The organism is Limnobacter alexandrii (genome assembly GCF_005871185.1).
In the GTDB taxonomy this organism is placed as follows: domain Bacteria; phylum Pseudomonadota; class Gammaproteobacteria; order Burkholderiales; family Burkholderiaceae_B; genus Limnobacter; species Limnobacter alexandrii.
Genome location: NZ_SWKN01000006.1, coordinates 673,249 through 691,680, shown reverse-complemented (window position 1 = coordinate 691,680; position 18,432 = coordinate 673,249). Strand labels below are relative to the sequence as shown.

The window sequence follows — 18,432 nt, the reverse complement described above, 5'->3', positions numbered from 1 at the left end:
GACTCCACCGTCAGCGACTCGGAATCAAGCGAGCCATAAAGTCAGTGTGTACACGAAAATACTCATCGGAATAATGAAAAAGAAAGTAGGCATACAAAGCCACAATTAGAATCGCAACCACAGATTTCAATCCAAAAATCAAGTTGTAAACCTGTAAATTGGGCACATAGGCACTTAGCAGTGCGAAAATGAAATCAACAATCAGCACAGCAAAAACTACCGGGCTGACTACCAAGACTGCAATCAGCAACACATGGGAGAAAGCACGAATTAACTCACCCACACTGTAAAGAGTCGATTCGGGAGACATAGACCAAACTGGAAATACGAAATAGGTGGAAATAAGCCATTTGGACATGAAGGCAAAATAACCCGCCTGAAGAATAAACACCCCACCGGCGAGAATCAGAAACTGGCTGAATACCAAATCTTCACTTTGCGTACCGGGATTGAAAATTGACGCAAATGTGGCTCCCCGTACGTTGTCAATCATGGTTCCCATCATGTCCATGACCCAGAATGGGAGAGCCATCAGGAGCCCAATGAAGACCCCGAGAATACATTCCTTGATGATCAAGGTTATATAGTTGGCGACCGAGTACTCAATTGACACCACCTGATCATATTGCAGGGAAACAGGAATGATCACCATGGAAACCACCAGCGCATTTCTTACGTAAGTAGAAACAATTTTGGTAGACAGTAGTGGAACGAAAGCAAATGCCAAGAAGGCGCGAGGTGCATACAAAAGAAGTATTCGGGTGAACTCCTGAAAAAAAATTCCCCACTGCTTTGCGTCAACAATCGCGTTCATTTGGAGCGATCCACTGCTATCTGATCAAAAATGTACTCGGTGAATACAAACATTTCCGAACCGATCCAACCTGCGCTAACAACCAGTACGACAGAAATGACGATCAACTTCAATGCGAAGGGCAGTGTTTGCTCTTGCAATTGCAATACCGCCTGTACAAACGCAATCAAAGTACCCACCAAGGTGGCTGCCAGAATGGAGGGCATGGAAATCAGGGCTGTGAGGATAAGTGCTTTCTGAAACAGGGTGATAAAACCTTCTATCATTGGTACCCCAAAACGATGCCATGCAATAGGCGACTCCAGCCATCCACCGAAATGAAAAGTAATAATTTCAATGGAAGCGCAATTGAGTTGGGCGAGACCATCATCATTCCCAGAGCCAATAAAATATTTGAAACTACAAGATCAATGATGACGAACGGCAAAGCCAGCATAAAGCCTATTTCAAAAGCAGCGGTCAACTCAGAGGTGATAAAGGCGGGTACCACAACCAGGTAATCATTACGAGTAATATTGGGTACAACCTCCTGCTTGTTCTCGGCTGAAGCGCTGCCAGCTAAAGCCGCCTGATAAAAAGCTTCCTTCTGCTCCTCACGCGCAAAACGATTCATGAATACACGAAATGGCTCGAGGAAGTCAGCAGACTGTTCTAACACTTGGCTGGAACTAGGCAGATTTTCCATGTCCATTTCGACTCTCGAAAATGAATCTCTAAGAGTGGGCATCATGACGAAAACCGAGATAACCAATGCAATACCGTATATAGCCAAGTTGGGAGGAATCTGCTGCACACCCAATACATTGCGAACCAAGAGTAAAACAGTGGAAATCTTCAGGAATGCGGTGCAAGAAACAATCAATAGCGGCACCACAGACATTAAAGCCAGAAAAAGCGCCAGTGAAACAGGATCAAACTGATTCATAAAGGCGAGCCTCTTTGATAAATGTCCACAATCTGAATTGCTGGCTTGCCGTCACATTCCACCATTTCGCCTCGACCGATTTCTATATCGCCATTCATCAAGCGAACCATCGGGAAATCACAGTGTGGCAATACAATCAGTTCTCCACGACGAAGTCGACTGATCTGCTCCAGTGTCAGCGTCAGAGAGCCAGCGCGAACTACGACGTGCTGTTCTATCGAAAGGCAATCTTTTATCAAGGATAAATCTTGGGAATTTTCTTCATCAAACAACATCGAAATCACTCCAAATTGGGTACTTTCAAGATTAAGGTCAATTGAAACTCGAGCTGAACCCAAGCACCGCTCAAATAGACCTTGGGCATTAAAATTCACATGATCAAGAATCCAGACGGATCCCTCAGTCAAACTGGACATGAGCAGAGACTGATTCGAATTAAAAGGGTTGAATGAACCCACATCGATGTGAAGAATCATGGGAGGAATACTTGTAGGTATCAGTGATTGCCCCGCGGCTTTGATTTTCGGCTGATTCGGAAATGAAACAAAATCGAGGGCAGCAGCAAGCGCTGCTGCAGTGGTGGCATTGTCTATATTCACCTCGATTAAGGACTGTCCGATAAGAGACTGACCCACCAAGCATTGAAGGAGATATCGATGACTGAGGTACTCAGACTGAACATTCTGCTCAAGTCGACCAATTGAGATTGCATGAAGTTCAAAGTCCTGCTGCAGACAAATAGGAATAAGATCGAAAATCCATTCCTTCAACACGCCTTCATACTCGCTTAGCGAAACGCCAAACCAAGCCTCAGCGATCGACTCAAAATGACTGAATTGAATTGACCAATCCGCACCGAATATCTTTACAGTGTCTTCCGAAAGATGACGGCTTTCTGAGAAGCTTGCAGCCTGCTGAGATGGAAACAAGCGAACTTCAAGTAGCTGCTCATGGTGAGGAGATTTTAGATCAAAGAAAATCTCTTGATGGCGTTTTAATCTGCCTTCAGTGTCAACGCGCCTTAGTTGAAATGGCTCAATCATTCTCGGCGCTGCCTAACAGCCTAACGTTAAGTCCCATCGCCTTTGAGAGGTCTTTACTGATCGCTTCCCAGTTCATTTTCAGAATCTCGTTAACTGTCTTTTCTTGTGCAGAAAGTTTCAAACAGAGCCCGCGCTCATCTCGCTTGAAAGCAAAGTTCAACTTGCCCACCGTTTTGGTTTCAAGCTCAAATTGTTGCCAATCGGAATTCATCGAGCCAATTTCCTGAGATAGGTATTGAAGAGACTCACTCCGCTCCGTCGTTGCGACCATGATGTGCCCTGTCTGTCGCTCAGCTTCAGATTCGGTTATCCAGCGCCCTCTGCTTTGGTGTTCCTCCTCGGGATTTCCTTCATTTTGATTACCACTCATCCATGACAGTTGTGCAGCCTTGTCGCTCTGGATTGGAAGCTTACCCACAGGCTGGAATTCATCTTCAATCTCACAAACCAAGGCTTTGCGAAAATCATCTACATCCCGAATGTCAGAGAAGCTTTTCCGGAGTTGTTTGTTATCAATTGACCGCTGCTGACTGCGTTCACGCAGATGATCACGATGACGCATTTCAGCGGCGGAGTAAAGAACAGGTGGGGTTTTGTTGGACTGATTCATGGCTTCACTATGACATTGGTAAACGACTTGAAATTCCCCCTGAAGGATTAAGTTAACCCTCAGATCTTTTAAGTTCTCGACGCAGTTCTGATTTCATGACTGTGCTGCACAGAGACTCGAATTTTTCACTCTCCTTGAGAAGAAGATTGACTCGCTGAAAATCTGCAGCTCGCTTGCTTTCTGCTGCTTGTAGCAATTCATGCGTTTGCTTTGTGTGCTGAATCTGATCAAGCCATGATTTTTTCCATTTAAGCTCGACACGATATTCACTTTCGATTTCAGGTAAAAGCTTTTTGGTGGAAAGCAGACTTTTCAGCCTTACTGCCCTGACATCACGCCAAGCGGCCTGGGTTTTCTCCTCTTCAAAATGTGCCTGCTCCAACTCTTCGACAAGAGAGTGAACAATATCAGACTGGCGTACGAGCTCTTTTTTTTGGCGCTCAAGACGTCTCGCCTTGATTTGCTTGAGTAGAAACAGTTCTTTGTATTTCATTACACCCCCATGGAAATTTTTTCTAGCGCGGCTTGCGTCGCAGTCCAATCAGAAGGTGTTTTTGAGTCTTGTACGAGAAAATCAATAATTTCTTGCTTTTTGCTTAGGGCAAGGTCGACTTCGACATCACTGCCTTTTTCGTATTCATTTAGACGAACCAGTAGCTCCACTTCATTTAACAAGGCCAGCCATTTCCGGATATTGGCGGCTTGTTTTGCATGCGACGGATCGACGACATGAGTCATTACTCGCGAGAGACTTTGAACAACATCAATTGCCGGAAAGTGCCCTCGTTCAGACAATGTACGACTCAATACAATATGACCATCCAGAAGAGAGCGAGCTTCTTCCGCAATCACATCGGATTGACCATCACCATCTTCCATCAAAACCGTATATAGGGCTGTGATGCTTCCTGACTTGCTCATCCCGGCTCTCTCAATCAGCTTTGGAAGCTCTGCAAATACCGAGGGAGGGAAGCCGCTACGTGCAGGTGACTCTCCTTTTGCGAGACCGAGCTCCCGAAATGCACGTGCAAATCGAGTAAGAGAATCAACCATGAGAACAACGTCTTTACCGGCATCACAAAAAGCTTGGGCAATGGCGCTTGCGGTATGGGCCGCCCGCGCTCGCTCCATGCTGGTTTTGTCGGATGTGGCGCACACCACCACGCACTTGCTTCTATAACTTGCTGATAGCTCGCGTTCAAGAAACTCGTTCAACTCCCGACCGCGTTCTCCGATCAAAGCCAGCACGATGACATCTGCCTGCATCTGACGAGCAAGACTTGCAAGCAAGGTGGTTTTGCCACAACCCGCAGGCGCGAATATCCCCAACCGCTGGCCCTTGCCAATTGTCAGTGCTGAATCAATTGCCCTAACCCCTGTTGGAACCACTTCCTTGATTGGAGGACGATCCAGCGCGCTTTGCTGATTGCTCAGTACATTGACTTGAGACGTCCCAGACTCATCTGGCGGAATAATGAATCGGCGACTCTGATAGTCTCGACCATAACCATCCAGCACACACCCGAGTAAGCAATCACCAACAATCAGTGTGTGCTGCTGGCGATAAGGGGTGATCCGTGTCTTGGTAGACAAACCGGTACAGTCTTCCAACGCAGCCAGTTGGACAGCACCCTCGGTAAACCCGACAACTTCAGCAAGAATTTCATGAGAACGCCCAGGTGTTTCAAGCCGACAAAGTTGACCCAACTGGCATTCAGGCATTTCTGTTTCGATAATCAAACCGGTGACACGGCTGACGCTGGACTGCGTCTGAAACAATATCAAGGCATCGAGGGCCTGTCGTACCTGAGCTTCATGCGCAAATGTGAGGTCGGATGGGGTCATATTGTTGCTTAAAGCGACAGGTCGATTGAGTCTGGGCCCGTGAACTGAATACGCTTTTGACTAAGTGAAACAAGCCGATATCCTTTGTGCTCACCTCCAACAAACACTTGTACACCCGAGTCAGTCACGATCCAGCCATTGCTTCCGGTCGACATCTCTTTAATTTTGAAAGGCAGAGCGGGTTTTCGCTCACGAATGGATGCCGTGAATAAAATGTCATGGCTCAGTTTTTCGAAATCTAAAAGTACCTTTTCAAAAGTTTTAATTTGACGGGTGTTGAGTTCGCCGCTCAAATGCAACTGCCCTGGCAGTGCTTTTACACTGATCGCCTCAGCCAGCTCAAATTGTTCGAGACTTGCAAGAATCCAGTTCTTCGCCACATCTTCTTTTTGAGCTGAATCCATCAAAGACGTATGAGTATTTTCTAGAGCACTGACGTTTGCCCGAACGACCCGAACTGGGTTTGGTTTGGGATCTTTTATTTCATTGGTCATACCTGGCTGTGGCATGAAAAGCGCGCCGAGGGCACCAATTCCAAGCGCCAAAGCCAAACCTAAGAATGCCAGAGCATTGACTGGAGTCAGAATTCCGGCTGCAGCCGAAACTGATCTAGCAGAGCCTGTTGGGGCGCCGAGAGATTCACCGGGCATTGCCTCCAGCAAGGAGGCTGCACACGCCAAAAATTGACTGACACCTGACGGAACGTTGAATGGTGTAGCAGTACATGTAACCAGAGAAAAGAGATTATTTCGAACAGATATAAAACATGGGAATATCAATGGCCGATTTTCGAGCGGCTGACCACCTTCGTCGCAAATAAGTACCTTGGTATCGGCGTGTGAATTGCAGTACCAATCTTGATCGTTACGCGTAAAACTTAAATGCAACGGACCGCCAGCGTCAATGATGCTCAGCATGGCTTTGCTAGGTAGATCAGAAGAAGAGTCACTTGCGGCTTCTATGGTGAAGCTGTCAGTCATTTCTACTTCAGCCCCCTGATGAATACCTGTGTGTACTCTGACAAAGACCATTTTATAGCTCCAGAATTCCTTTCTACTCCTCTATTAGTGACACAGTCTGGACTGAAAGTTCAGGCAACACCTCATTAAATGACATGACCGACAAATTGAAGTGGTCTTTTTCAACCAACTTCCGGATATAACGGCGAATATCAAGTGGCACAACTAACACTGGCGCTGCAACATCCTGAGTATTCTCGACTGCCTTGCCTACCTTTTGAAGAAAGTCCTCACTGGTCACCGGATCGAGCGACAGGAAATTCCCGGAAGAGGTTTGACGCACTGCCATTCGGATTGATTCTTCGTAACTCTCATCCAGTAAAATTGCGTACAAGACACCGTTGCGTGCAAGTTGATGACAAATTTGATGCCGCAGACCCACCCTTACCTGCTCAACGAGCATGATCACCTCGCGTTCTTTTGGTGCCCACTCGATCAAAGTTTGCAAAATACTTCTCATATTTCGGATGGAAATGTTTTCAGAAACGATGCGCTGCATTACTTCTGCCACTCGACTGACAGGAATCATCCGCTCAAGCTCTTTAAGTAACTCGGGCTGATCAGACTGCAAGGCCGTCATGATCTGCGACACCTCCTGCAAACCAAAAAGCATATGAATATTCTTTCTCAATGTGTCTTCAACCCGCTGAACGAATACTGTACTGTCATCCCACACAGTTAGACCCAAATCAAGCAAGGACCTGGAATCGGATCGATCAACCCAGCATCGCTCAAAGCCTGTAATCGGATCTTTTTCGCGCTCGAAATCAAGTTGCAGCGCTGTAAGACGAGAAGAAGCCTCGCGTACACATAAAAGCTGTGGGCTTACCAAATGACTAAAGGTTGGTACGTTATAAAGATATAAATCAATCCGACAAGGCTCTGTAGAATTCACCACTCGGGTTGAAAAATAGGGCAGTGCAACCCCCAAAGAAGAGATGAGATTATTCCTGGCTTGCCTTGCTGCCTTTGAATAAACAGCAATCAAATCATCTGAATCAAAACCCACCAGGTCAATATGTATCGCCTTGAACTGGGTAAAACCATCGAGGTCATGAATATCTTGATTTGCAGTCATTGGTCCAAGATCAGCCTGATCCTGGAGGCGCGGCGCATCGTTGTCCTCTTCAGGACGGTTACTCTGTCGGAGCTGTAACCATGAAAATCCGACCAACACCGCTGCGATCAACCCAAATACACCAAAGGGCATGCCGGGAATCAAACCAAGCACGGCAATTAAAAGTCCTGCCGTAATTGTTGCTTTTGGCTGACCAGCCAACTGCGTTACCAAGTCACGACCCAGACTAGACACCGTATCATCTGACTGGGAAACACGGGTGATTGTCATGCCTGCCGCAACAGAGACCAGCAAGGATGGAATCTGGGCGACCAAACCATCACCAATAGACAGAATGGAAAATACCCTACCCGCCTCGGAGAAGCTCATATCGTGTTGAAGTACGCCGACAGTGAGCCCACCCAGCAAATTCACAAAAATAATGACAATACCGGCTATTGCGTCGCCTTTAACGAACTTCATAGCGCCGTCCATAGCGCCGAACAGCTGACTTTCTTTTTCAAGAACCGTTCGGCGACGCTTGGCTTCGCGTTGATCAATCAAGCCAGCCCTGAGATCGCTGTCAATAGACATTTGTTTTCCGGGCATTCCGTCAAGCGTAAAGCGGGCTGCCACCTCAGCAACACGCTCACTGCCTTTGGTCACTACTAAAAAGTTCACCACAGTGATGATGAAAAAAATGACCATCCCGACAACCAGGTTACCGCCTGCAACAAATCCACCAAAAACATCAATGACGTGACCACCGTCTGCTTCGAGCAAAATTTGTCGTGTGGTGGAAACTGAAATGGCCAAACGAAGCAGTGTGGTAAACAGCAGTACCGATGGGAAGGAAGAGAAGGCCAGAGGTGATGGCAAGTAGATCGCGATGATCAGCAGCAGGGCAGATACAGAAATGCTGAAACCGATCAACACGTCGAGAACCAGCGTAGGTATTGGCAAAATCATGACCAGCACAATGGCCAGCAGCATGACTGCAGTGACCAACTCACCTCGTTGGGCAAAACGGCCAAGGGTTAAATTAGCCACATCCACAGAGCTTTTCATGAGGACCTCGAACTGAGATGCAAGCATCGGGCCTGCATCATCTCGGATACATCTTTGGGCATTTGTACAGCGAACCGCTGTTTGGATTCTGCACTCAGTGGCTCACCCTTGTTGAGTCTGGCGACTGAAAAGAGAATATCAAGCTGATCGTCTTTTTGACCCAAAGCAAGCAGAAAACCACACAACAGCAATGCGTCGGAATCTTGGCGAAGCATCATTTTCTTGATCACAAGGCCCTTCAACAAATCAATAGCCCAAGATGGCAAAGTATCGGCTGCCGACAAGTTATTGCTCATCTGTGCCTCTTAATTTGGATAACCACAACTGAGATTGCACAAGTTCAGCGTCTAGTATTTGTCGGACTTGAGCAAGCTGTTCGAAAGAAAAATCCGTAGAGCCTGAATTCAAATGGCTTTCATCAACCCAATGCAAAATTGCGGCAATACACTCCGTTCGTAGACGATGCTGACTTGCTTCAGACGTCTTCAAGAGACCGGAAAACTTCAGACTGATCTGATAATCAAAGGCATTTGTTTGACTATAAAGCCCACTCTGATTGGCTGCAGTAATTTCGGTTGGACTATACCTTTCCGATTTCGCTGCCCACGTGGGCCCGCCTGTTCTGGATAGCTCGAAGGTAACAGTATTTGGACTGTGCGCTAGGCCAATCCTATCGGTGCCTTTCGATTGAATGGCCATTTAAATAGTCCTCAGCATGGAACCCAATCTGGTTTCAAATCCCGCCCCTGATACATATCCTGAATGTAGTCTATCCAGTAATATCGATTCACAGCAGCGATCTGCTCTGGTTTGATTTCCGCAGTAACCACTGCAGGCTTGGAAGTGCCATTGAATACATCAGCTGGTAGCTCGGACACTGTCTTTTTGACTAAGGACATATAGGCCATACCAACTGAACCAGGACTGACATCCTGATACTGCTCAAGAAGATGTTTTTGAACAAGCACCCCTTTAATTAACTCTCTAGAGGGGGGAACTCCTGTAAGTCTCAGCAGGTCAGTTGCCAGGTTTTGCCAAGACTTTTTGAAAGCGTAGGGAGGCACTGCCATGTTCAATATCATGTTAGCAAAGGCATCACTGTTGGTAGCGCTGCCTTTACTGGGGAACGACACAGGCGAAGACACAAGTTGTTTCGCTCGATGATTTACCTGTGCTATTCCCTTTTCAAAAGCTCGCAGAACACCAAAAATATGTGAGGCGATTTTCATGCTTTGGAGCGCGCTCGCTACCCTCAATGTGTCACTGCAAGCGGCACTTGATAAGTCTTCACTGACAGCATTTACTAGGGCTTTCACTATCACGCGGAATTCTTCGGGTTTATATTTTTCAAGCAGCTTTTCGACCAATCCGGAAGGCTTTGTTTGATCAATAAGCGACTCACGATACAAATTTCTCATATCACGCTTGGTAACCTGTACGCCCGAAATTTCCAGTGCTGACTCAATTGCTTTGGCGCTGTTCAACCCTGCCTTTACGCTGAGACCCTTTTTTTCATACAGAGACAGGGCCAAAGACTTGAGTTGCTTGAGATAAAAACTTTTCAGGGAATTAGGACGCGTGGCATCTGGGTCTTTGTAAAGACTGTCCAGTGCACTCACCGCGATCACATATTGCTTGGAAGGATCCTCTTCGATCGAGAAAATCAGAGACTCGAACGCATCGCAAGAGCCGCGGTCTGACGACCGCATTTGAACAAATTTCTGGAACAAAAGGTCCGTCTGATCTTCGAGTGAACGATCGCTGACATCCCGCATGCTTCGATAAAGGCTACGCAGGCGATCGATATTGAAGTGCCTCCACATGTGTGCCTGCAACGCATGGGTACGATCAAGTTCGTGAGGGCTGCTCGAATTCAGATGACTGCGTGATTTACTATCAGTCTTCAGTCGACCATGCGTTGGATTTACAGCCAAGCCTGCCTGAGTTCGCACGGCTTGCGCATCTGCTGCTGCTTCGTTGAGGCTGTGAGCAGGTGATAAAGATGGAATTCTGTGAATGGTTGACATGCTGGGAAGGACACCGTTTAATTCCTAGTGCAATTAAGTGGAATCACGACGCGGTTCAGTTCCATACGTGCCGCGATTCCCAATGACTTCCCCTGCGTATCAACTACTCAAGGTGGCGGCCAATGCCCTTCTCAAATCAACCTCATCCCTACCGGAATAGTCTTGCAAAGCCTTGAACTGATCTGGTCCAATTTGCCCCACATTGAAATAGTCGCTTTCAGGATTGGCGAAATAAAATCCGCTGACACTGGCCGCCGGGTTCATGGCCAGGCTTTCAGTCAGGGTCATGCCAATTTCTTCGCACTGCATCACCTCAAACATGCTTCGCTTGATGGTGTGCTCAGGACAGGCGGGGTAACCCGGTGCGGGGCGAATACCCTGATACTTCTCGGCAATCAGTTCTTCATTGCTCAGTGCTTCATCAGCCACATAGCCCCACAAGTCTTTGCGAACACGTTGGTGCAAACATTCTGCAAAGGCTTCGGCCATGCGGTCGGCAATTGCCTTGAACATGATGCTGCTGTAGTCGTCGTGTGCAGCCTGAAATTCTTTTTCCTTTTTCTCCACACCCAAACCAGCGGTTACTGCGAACATGCCAATGTAGTCGGCACCCTCACCTTTGGGCGCAATGAAGTCGGCCAGTGATTTGTTCGGAATACCCTCGCGTTTTTCACCCTGTTGACGCAGGGGGCTGTAGGTAAACAGAACCTTGCTGCGGGTGTCATCGGCATACACTTCGATGTGATCATCGCCCACCGTATTGGCTGGGTAAAACGCCACCGCCGCATTGGCTTGCAGCCAGCGCCCTTCAATGCACTTTTTCAGCATGGCCTGGCCGTCTTCAAACACTTTGCGGGCGGCTTCACCCACAAGCTCGTCTTCAAGCACGCGGGGGTAACCACCGTGTAGGTCCCAGGTTTGAAAGAACGGAGTCCAGTCAATGTACTGCGCAATATCGGCCAAATCGTAATTTTTGAAGTAACGTTTGCCAATGAATTTCGGCTTGGGCGGTGTGTAGTTGGCCCAATCGATTTTCTGTTTGTTGGCGCGAGCGGCTTCGATGCTGATGAGCGGTTGCGCCTTTTTGTTGGCATGCTGTTCACGCACACGTTCGTATTCGGTTTTCAACTCGGCCTTGAAAGTGTCGGCCGATTCATCAGACAACAAATTCGAGGCCACGCCGACCGAGCGACTGGCGTCTGACACATACACCGTGGGGCCATCGTAGTGTGGAGCTATTTTCACAGCAGTGTGCACACGGCTGGTGGTGGCACCACCAATCAACAATGGAATGCCACGGTCGCGGAAATAGGGGTCGCGTTGCATTTCGCTGGCCACATACGCCATTTCTTCGAGTGAAGGTGTAATAAGGCCTGACAAACCAATGATGTCGGCATTGATTTCTTTGGCCTTGGCGAGAATTTGCTCGGCGGGCACCATCACGCCCATGTTTTCAACTTCAAAGTTGTTGCACTGAAGAACAACCGTGACAATGTTTTTGCCAATGTCGTGAACATCACCTTTCACGGTGGCGATCAAAATTTTGCCTTTGGCTTTGGCGTCGCCACCGGCTGCAACCAGTTGCTTTTTCTCTTCCTCGATGTAGGGAATAAGATGCGCCACCGCTTGCTTCATCACGCGGGCACTTTTTACCACTTGCGGCAGGAACATTTTGCCAGCGCCGAACAGATCGCCGACCACGTTCATGCCGTCCATCAGCGGGCCTTCAATCACATTGATTGGGCGGCCACCTTTGGCCGCAATTTCGGCGCGGCATTCTTCGGTGTCTTCAACAATGAAGTTGGTAATGCCGTGCACCAGTGCGTGGGCCAGGCGCTTTTGCACAGGCTGGTTGCGCCACTCCAGGTTTTCTTCCAGCTTTTTGCCGCCCGCTTTCAGGGTGCCTGCGAATTCAATCATTCTCTCGGTCGCAGTTTTGCCGAAGTCGGGGTCGTTGGCTGGAAGATTGGGCTGGCGATTCAGCACAATGTCTTCCACACGGGCTTTCAGCTCGGGTTCCAGTTCATCGTAAACGCCCATCATGCCAGCGTTCACAATGCCCATGGTCATGCCGTTTTTAATGGCGTGGTAAAGGAACACCGTGTGAATGGCTTCACGCGCGGGTTCGTTACCGCGGAAACTGAATGACACATTGGATACACCGCCGGAAATTTTGGCGTGCGGCAAATTTTTCTTGATCCAGCCTGTGGCCTCGATAAAGTCGTTGCCGTAGTTGTCGTGTTCCTCAATGCCAGTGGCGATTGCGAAAATGTTCGGGTCGAAAATAATGTCTTCAGCAGGGAAGCCGACTTCATTCACAAGAATGTTGTAGGCACGTTCGCAAATTTCAATTTTGCGGGCGTAGGTGTCGGCCTGACCTTTTTCATCAAAGGCCATGACGATGACGGCTGCACCATAGCGCTTGCAAAGTTTGGCTTGGCGTTTGAATTCATCAACGCCCTCTTTCATGGAAATGGAGTTGACCACCGCCTTGCCCTGAACGCACTTCAAGCCGGCCTCAATCACTTCCCATTTGGAGGAGTCGATCATGACAGGCACGCGTGAAATGTCAGGCTCGGATGCCATGAGGTTCAGGAACTTCACCATGGCGGCTTTGGAGTCGAGCATGGCTTCGTCCATGTTCACATCCACAATTTGCGCGCCGTTTTCAACCTGCTGACGCGCCACGCTGAGCGCCTCGTCGTACTGCTCGTTCAGGATCATGCGGGCAAATGCTTTGGAACCCGTGACGTTGGTTCGCTCGCCCACGTTGATGAACAGGCTGCTGTCGTCAATGTTCAAGGGCTCCAGGCCAGACAAACGGCACTTGGGCTCCACGGTGGGAATAACGCGCGGCTTTTGGTTTTCCAGTGCCTTGGCAATGGCGGCAATGTGATCGGGCGTGGTGCCACAGCAACCACCGGCCACGTTCAAAAAGCCAGATGCAGCAAACTCCTTCACCAAGCTGGAGGTGATTTCCGGTGTTTCATCGAAACCAGTGTCGCTCATGGGGTTGGGCAAACCGGCGTTGGGGTACACGCAAATTGGCACGTCGCAAATTTTGGACAGTTCAGCCACATAGGGGCGCATCAGCGAGGCACCCAGCGCACAGTTCAAGCCGATGGTGATGGGCTTGGCATGGCGCACGGAATTCCAGAAGGCTTCCACGGTTTGGCCTGACAACACGCGGCCAGAGGCGTCAGTGACCGTTCCCGAAATCATGATGGGCAATTTGTTGCCGGAATCTTCGAAATACTGGTCGATGGCGAACAGTGCGGCTTTGGCGTTCAGCGTGTCGAAAATGGTTTCGACCAGCAGCAGGTCGACGCCGCCTTCCACCAAACCTTTGGTTTGCTGGTAATAGGTGGCCACCAGTTCATCGAAGGTGATGTTGCGCGCACCGGGGTCGTTCACATCGGGACTGATGGAGGCGGTTTTGGGTGTTGGGCCCAAGGCACCGGCTGCAAAGCGCGGTTTGTCGGGGGTGGAATATTTCACACAGGCAGCTTTGCACAGGCGAGCCGCTTCGCGGTTCATTTCGTCTACGAGGTGTTCCATCTCGTAGTCGGCCTGGGCCACGGTGGTGGCACCAAAGGTGTTGGTTTCCAGAATGTCAGCGCCAGCGGCCAGGTACTGCTCATGAATCTCGGTCATGATGGCGGGCTGGGTAAGCACCAACAACTCGTTGTTGCCCTTGATGTCGCGGTGAAAATCAGCGAAACGCTCGCCCCGGTATTGGGCTTCCGTGAGCTTGTACTGCTGAATCATGGTGCCGGTTGCACCGTCCAGAATCAGGATGCGTTTGGAAAGAAGTTCACGGAGTTGGGCTTCGACTGCGGCGCCGTTGACAACAAGCGTGTTGTGCTCGGCAGGCGAAGAAGCGGGGCGCGTGTTCATCGCGGGGCCTCTATATGATGCAAAGGTTTGAAAACAGGCTGCATTTTAGCAGGGAAATGCTGAGTAGCGTTGCACTCTGGACGTACGGTGAAGCAAGTGTGCCGTGCAATCTTGCCTAAGCAATGCTTCTTATTCCGGCTTGATGCTTCTGGCTTGGGGCATGCGAAACGCTTTGGCGTCTTCGCATCGGTTCCTTGCGGAACCGCCCCGCGCTGCGAATCCGCCGGGAAGCCTTGCAAAGCCGGCAAAACAGCACAGCACACTTGCTCCCCCTGTGTCCTTGAGTCACCCGCTTTTCTCCATTTCACGGCACCACCGTAGCTCCGCGCAAACGATACAAGCCATACAGATTGGCCACCGTGATCACGATCATGGTCAGGCACAGCTCCCAAGAGTCAAACAGGTAGCCATGTACAGCCCAAAGCATATTCGTGACCAAGGTGGCCTTTCGCATGCCCACATTGCCCATCATGAAAAGTGCCCAAGTACCGAGCAAAGTGGCAAGAAGGGGCAATGAACTGGCCAGCCAACCCTGCCACGTGAAGTAGGCAATCAGCAGGGCGATTGCTGAAAACCCCGCAACAAGGCACAGGCGAAGGCCTCGCCCCATGACGTCGGCATAAATAGTGACTGCTTGCCGCACCCCGGTCAGCAACATGATGAAAAAGCCGGTGTTTACACCCAGCAAGTAGTACTGCGCACCCCAGGCCAGCGACGACACGGCAAACAGCAGCTTGGTTAAACGCTCGGAGATGACACAAAACCCGGCGATGCTGAGGGCAAAGGCCAGTGCACCCACGGCGCGTATTAACAGGTTTGAGGTGTCCAAGGTTGACAGGATCCGGTGAAGAAGGGCCAAAGGGCAGCCCAATGCTAACTGCGAAATATGAACCTTGCTAAGTACATGCTGTAAATAAGAAACATTTATGCCCGGTTTTCAGATTGAGCGTTACCACTCAGTGAGTTACAGTGATTCATCCACAATTCCCGCACCTTCATTCCCATGCTTAATTTCAATATTCGGGCGAGTTTTACCAGCCGCCTGATCGTTGGTAGTTTGATTGCTCTGTTTTTGCTGTCCATACCAGTGGCGTTTACTGCGCACTGGGTGCTAAGAAACAACACAATTAATCAGGCGGGCCTGAACGCCATGGCGCAAACCGAGCAAATTGCGCAATCGGTAGATCGCCACCTTAACGAGCACTTGCGGGACCTGGTCTACACCAGTCGAATTGAGCAATCGTTGGGCAATTTCTCCGCCGAGGAACAAACAAAGCTTCTCAGTATCATGCGTACCCACACACCGGGCTATTTGTGGATTGGTGTGGCCGCCCCGGACGGGACCGTGCTTGCTGCACTGGACAATTTGTTGGTGGGGAAAAGCGTGGCTGCACGCCCTTGGTTCAAACGCGGCCTTGTTGAGCCCGCGATTATGGACGTGCATGAGGCCGCTTTGCTGGCCGCTTTGCTACCCGCCCGTGCAGAAGAAAAATACCAGTTCATTGATTTCACGACTCCCTTGCGCGATCGCGACGATGAAATCATTGGTGTCATTGGTATTCACCTGGACTGGAAGTATTTCATTTCTGAAATCGAACAGGATGTATTCAACACCATCAACCCGTCTGCACCCACAGTGATTCTGGCCAAAGACGGCTCTTTGAGAATGGGCAACCGACTTGATTTGGCCGACTTTCAAGACAGCACCGCCTGGACAGCCATGGCTGGTTTTCAGAAAGCCGTGGCAGGCGAGCGCAACTGGTCAATCGAAACCCTGAGTGACGGCAACGACTACCTGGTTGCCTTTGCGCCCAACAACAGTGAACAAACACGCGACCTGGGCTGGATTTCGGCCACCGTGACACCCGTGGACGCAGTTTCTTCTCCCATTTCGAAAGCCTTGATTGGCGCAATTGTGGCCTTGATTATCGGTACCGTGGCAACGCTGTTGCTGGTCTTGGCCCTGGGACGCAGCCTGTCTGCCAAAGCGAGCGCTTACCTTGACCTTGTTCGCAAAAACGATCCGCAAGGCAAAGAACTTGAGCAGTCCATGCAGGCATTGCCCACGGAGTTGCAGCCCATTTCAAGGGACATTCTGGATTTAACGCGGGGATTGTCCGAGAAGAGCCATTCGCTTGAGAAAGCCTTGAAATCGGCCAAAGAAAGCTACTGGGTGGTGGAGGCCCTGATTGTTCAGGCACCCCTGCCGATTGCAATGTTCGACACCGACATGAACTATGTGGCGGCGTCCTCGCGCTGGATACAAACCTTTGCACATGGCCACAAAGGCAGCCTGGTGGGTAAAAATCATTATGAGGTAGTACCCAACCTGCATGAGCGCTGGCGGCAGGCGCACAAGGCCGGCCTGGCTGGAGAAAGCCTGTCGGCCACCTCAGACCCCTGGACAGACCCCAACGGACATACGGTGTGGCTGGACTGGGCAATTGAACCCTGGCTGAAACCCGACGGGCACCGCGGTGGCATCATCTTGATGTGCAAAGACGTCACCGAAGAGCGATTGATACGAAACAGCCTTGCTGAGAGTGAAGAACGTTTCAAGTTGGCCATGGAAGGCTCGCACGATGGCCTGTGGGATTGGGAAGTGGCGACCAACAAAGTGTATTTCTCGCCAAGCTGGAAGCGTTTGCTGGGCTATGAAGACCATGAACTTGAAAACCATTTCAGCACCTGGGAGCGACTCACCGCACCAGATGATCTGGAAGTTGCCAGAAAAACACTGACCGATGCACTGGAAAACCCGGAGAAAGACTCGTATGAGGCGGAATTCTGCATGGCCCACAAAAACGGCCACTGGGTGCATATTCTAGCCAAGGCATTGATAGTGCGGGACGAAGCTGGCTTGCCCACACGCGTGGTGGGTACGCACCTGGACAGAACTGTGCAACTGGAACTGGAAAGCAGGCTGCGCGAAACAGCGATTGCGGCCAAGGCAGAAAAGGATGCCAATGCTGAAAAAAGCCGTTTCCTGGCCACCATGAGCCATGAGATTCGCACGCCCCTGAACGGCATTATGGGTTTTGCCCGCCTTCTCGAAATGGACCTGCCGTCCGGCGAACTGAAGGAGCAAGCGGGTTATTTGGTGCAATCTTCGGAGACCTTGTCAGCCATTCTGAACGACATTCTTGACTTCTCAAAACTTGAGTCGGGCATGGTGAAGTTGGTAGATTCTCCATTTTTGATGGAGCAATTGCTCAAAGGCAGCACCGAGTTGCCACGCCTGACCTGCGAATCCAAGGGCGTGAAGTTTGAGTTGCACAACAAACTGGGCGAACACCAGATATATTCTGGCGACATGGGCCGCTTGCGCCAAATACTCCAGAATTTGCTATCTAACGCGATCAAGTTCACTTCTCACGGCAAAGTGAGCTTATCGGTCAGCAATACACCCTTGAATCCTGACGAAGACCTGCTCACATTCGAAGTCAGTGATACCGGCCTTGGAATCCCCAAAGACAAACAAGCCCTTCTTTTCAGGCCATTCTCTCAGGTGCACACCGACCGGGAGAACCGCTTCGGTGGTACGGGCCTGGGCTTGTCGATTGTCAAAAGCCTGGTTCAGGCCATGGGCGGAGAAATTCAACTGGAATCCGAGCCCGGGCAGGGCACACAGGTGATGTTCTCGGTCACCCTGAAACGCGAGCACCAGCTGGACAATCAGAGCCAGGAACGCATCTTGCCAATTCGTCCCCTGCGGGTTTTGGTGGCGGATGACACACCGCTGAACATCAAGCTGATTCAGACCTTCCTGCAAAAAGACGCTCACATGGTGGAAGTGGCCAGAGACGGCAGGGAAGCCTTGAACAAAGCGATGACCGAGCCCTATGATTTTGTATTGCTTGATATTGATATGCCGAAAATGTCGGGTTATGAGGTTGTGGAGAAGATCCGGAGTTCAAGCGGCCCGAATCAGCACTGTGAAATCGCTGCCTTGACGGGATATGCGTTTGACAGCGACATCGAGAGGGCTGTGGAAGCGGGCTTTAACTACCATTTTGCCAAACCGATTCAATTCAATTTGTTGTTAAATCGCTTGGCAATAAGCAGTCAGAATACGAAATGATCACCCACGATACGAAATGTGGTGCAAAATAGCGGGCTGTTGAAAA

Annotated in this window: 15 protein-coding genes; 1 reads left to right on the top strand and 14 read right to left on the bottom strand. The window is 49.9% G+C overall.

Annotated features, from left to right (window positions below):
* Nucleotides 1-10 precede the first annotated feature (10 nt).
* From FCS97_RS03515 to FCS97_RS03450, 14 genes are all read right to left on the bottom strand, one after another.
* A complete protein-coding gene (locus tag FCS97_RS03515; RefSeq protein WP_138516632.1) occupies nt 11-814 on the bottom strand; it encodes an EscT/YscT/HrcT family type III secretion system export apparatus protein in 804 nt (267 codons plus the stop codon).
* Entirely contained in the window at nt 811-1,080 is a 270-nt protein-coding gene (gene sctS / locus FCS97_RS03510) for a type III secretion system export apparatus subunit SctS (RefSeq protein ID WP_138516630.1), read from the bottom strand. Before sctS ends, FCS97_RS03515 begins: the two co-directional genes overlap by 4 nt.
* The gene (gene sctR / locus FCS97_RS03505; RefSeq protein ID WP_138516628.1) at nt 1,077-1,739 is read right to left on the bottom strand and encodes a type III secretion system export apparatus subunit SctR; all 663 of its coding nucleotides are present in this window, start codon (nt 1,737-1,739) and stop codon (nt 1,077-1,079) included. The genes sctS and sctR overlap by 4 nt, the downstream gene beginning before the upstream one ends.
* On the bottom strand, nt 1,736-2,782 hold the full coding sequence (locus FCS97_RS03500) for a FliM/FliN family flagellar motor switch protein (RefSeq protein ID WP_138516626.1): 1,047 nt from the start codon (nt 2,780-2,782) through the stop codon (nt 1,736-1,738). Before FCS97_RS03500 ends, sctR begins: the two co-directional genes overlap by 4 nt.
* Nucleotides 2,775-3,392, bottom strand: a complete 618-nt coding sequence (locus tag FCS97_RS03495) for a hypothetical protein (RefSeq protein WP_138516624.1) — start codon at nt 3,390-3,392, stop codon at nt 2,775-2,777. The genes FCS97_RS03500 and FCS97_RS03495 overlap by 8 nt, the downstream gene beginning before the upstream one ends.
* A gap of 52 nt (nt 3,393-3,444) precedes the next feature.
* A complete protein-coding gene (locus FCS97_RS03490) occupies nt 3,445-3,885 on the bottom strand; it encodes a hypothetical protein (RefSeq protein WP_138516622.1) in 441 nt (146 codons plus the stop codon).
* Nucleotides 3,885-5,237, bottom strand: coding sequence for a FliI/YscN family ATPase (locus tag FCS97_RS03485; protein ID WP_138516620.1), 1,353 nt, complete (start codon nt 5,235-5,237; stop codon nt 3,885-3,887). Before FCS97_RS03485 ends, FCS97_RS03490 begins: the two co-directional genes overlap by 1 nt.
* Nucleotides 5,238-5,245: 8 nt before the next feature.
* Nucleotides 5,246-6,268 (bottom strand): hypothetical protein, encoded by a 1,023-nt coding sequence (locus FCS97_RS03480; RefSeq protein ID WP_138516618.1) that lies wholly within the window; start codon nt 6,266-6,268, stop codon nt 5,246-5,248.
* A 22-nt stretch (nt 6,269-6,290) separates the two neighbouring features.
* Nucleotides 6,291-8,381, bottom strand: a complete 2,091-nt coding sequence (gene sctV, locus FCS97_RS03475) for a type III secretion system export apparatus subunit SctV (protein ID WP_171035151.1) — start codon at nt 8,379-8,381, stop codon at nt 6,291-6,293.
* Complete coding sequence (locus FCS97_RS03470; RefSeq protein ID WP_138516615.1) at nt 8,378-8,677, bottom strand: hypothetical protein; 300 nt, start codon at nt 8,675-8,677, stop codon at nt 8,378-8,380. The genes sctV and FCS97_RS03470 overlap by 4 nt, the downstream gene beginning before the upstream one ends.
* Nucleotides 8,667-9,080, bottom strand: a complete 414-nt coding sequence (locus FCS97_RS03465) for a hypothetical protein (RefSeq protein WP_138516613.1) — start codon at nt 9,078-9,080, stop codon at nt 8,667-8,669. The genes FCS97_RS03470 and FCS97_RS03465 overlap by 11 nt, the downstream gene beginning before the upstream one ends.
* Before the next feature lie 11 nt (nt 9,081-9,091).
* A complete protein-coding gene (locus tag FCS97_RS03460; RefSeq protein ID WP_138516611.1) occupies nt 9,092-10,408 on the bottom strand; it encodes an HrpJ domain-containing protein in 1,317 nt (438 codons plus the stop codon).
* A gap of 99 nt (nt 10,409-10,507) precedes the next feature.
* Nucleotides 10,508-14,305, bottom strand: a complete 3,798-nt coding sequence (gene metH, locus FCS97_RS03455; protein ID WP_138516609.1) for a methionine synthase — start codon at nt 14,303-14,305, stop codon at nt 10,508-10,510.
* A gap of 304 nt (nt 14,306-14,609) precedes the next feature.
* Nucleotides 14,610-15,134, bottom strand: coding sequence for a YgjV family protein (locus tag FCS97_RS03450; protein WP_171035150.1), 525 nt, complete (start codon nt 15,132-15,134; stop codon nt 14,610-14,612).
* A gap of 174 nt (nt 15,135-15,308) precedes the next feature.
* Here FCS97_RS03450 and FCS97_RS03445 point away from each other — a divergent pair, with 174 nt between their 5' ends.
* The gene (locus FCS97_RS03445) at nt 15,309-18,386 is read left to right on the top strand and encodes an ATP-binding protein (RefSeq protein WP_138516606.1); all 3,078 of its coding nucleotides are present in this window, start codon (nt 15,309-15,311) and stop codon (nt 18,384-18,386) included.
* Nucleotides 18,387-18,432: the final 46 nt, after the last annotated feature.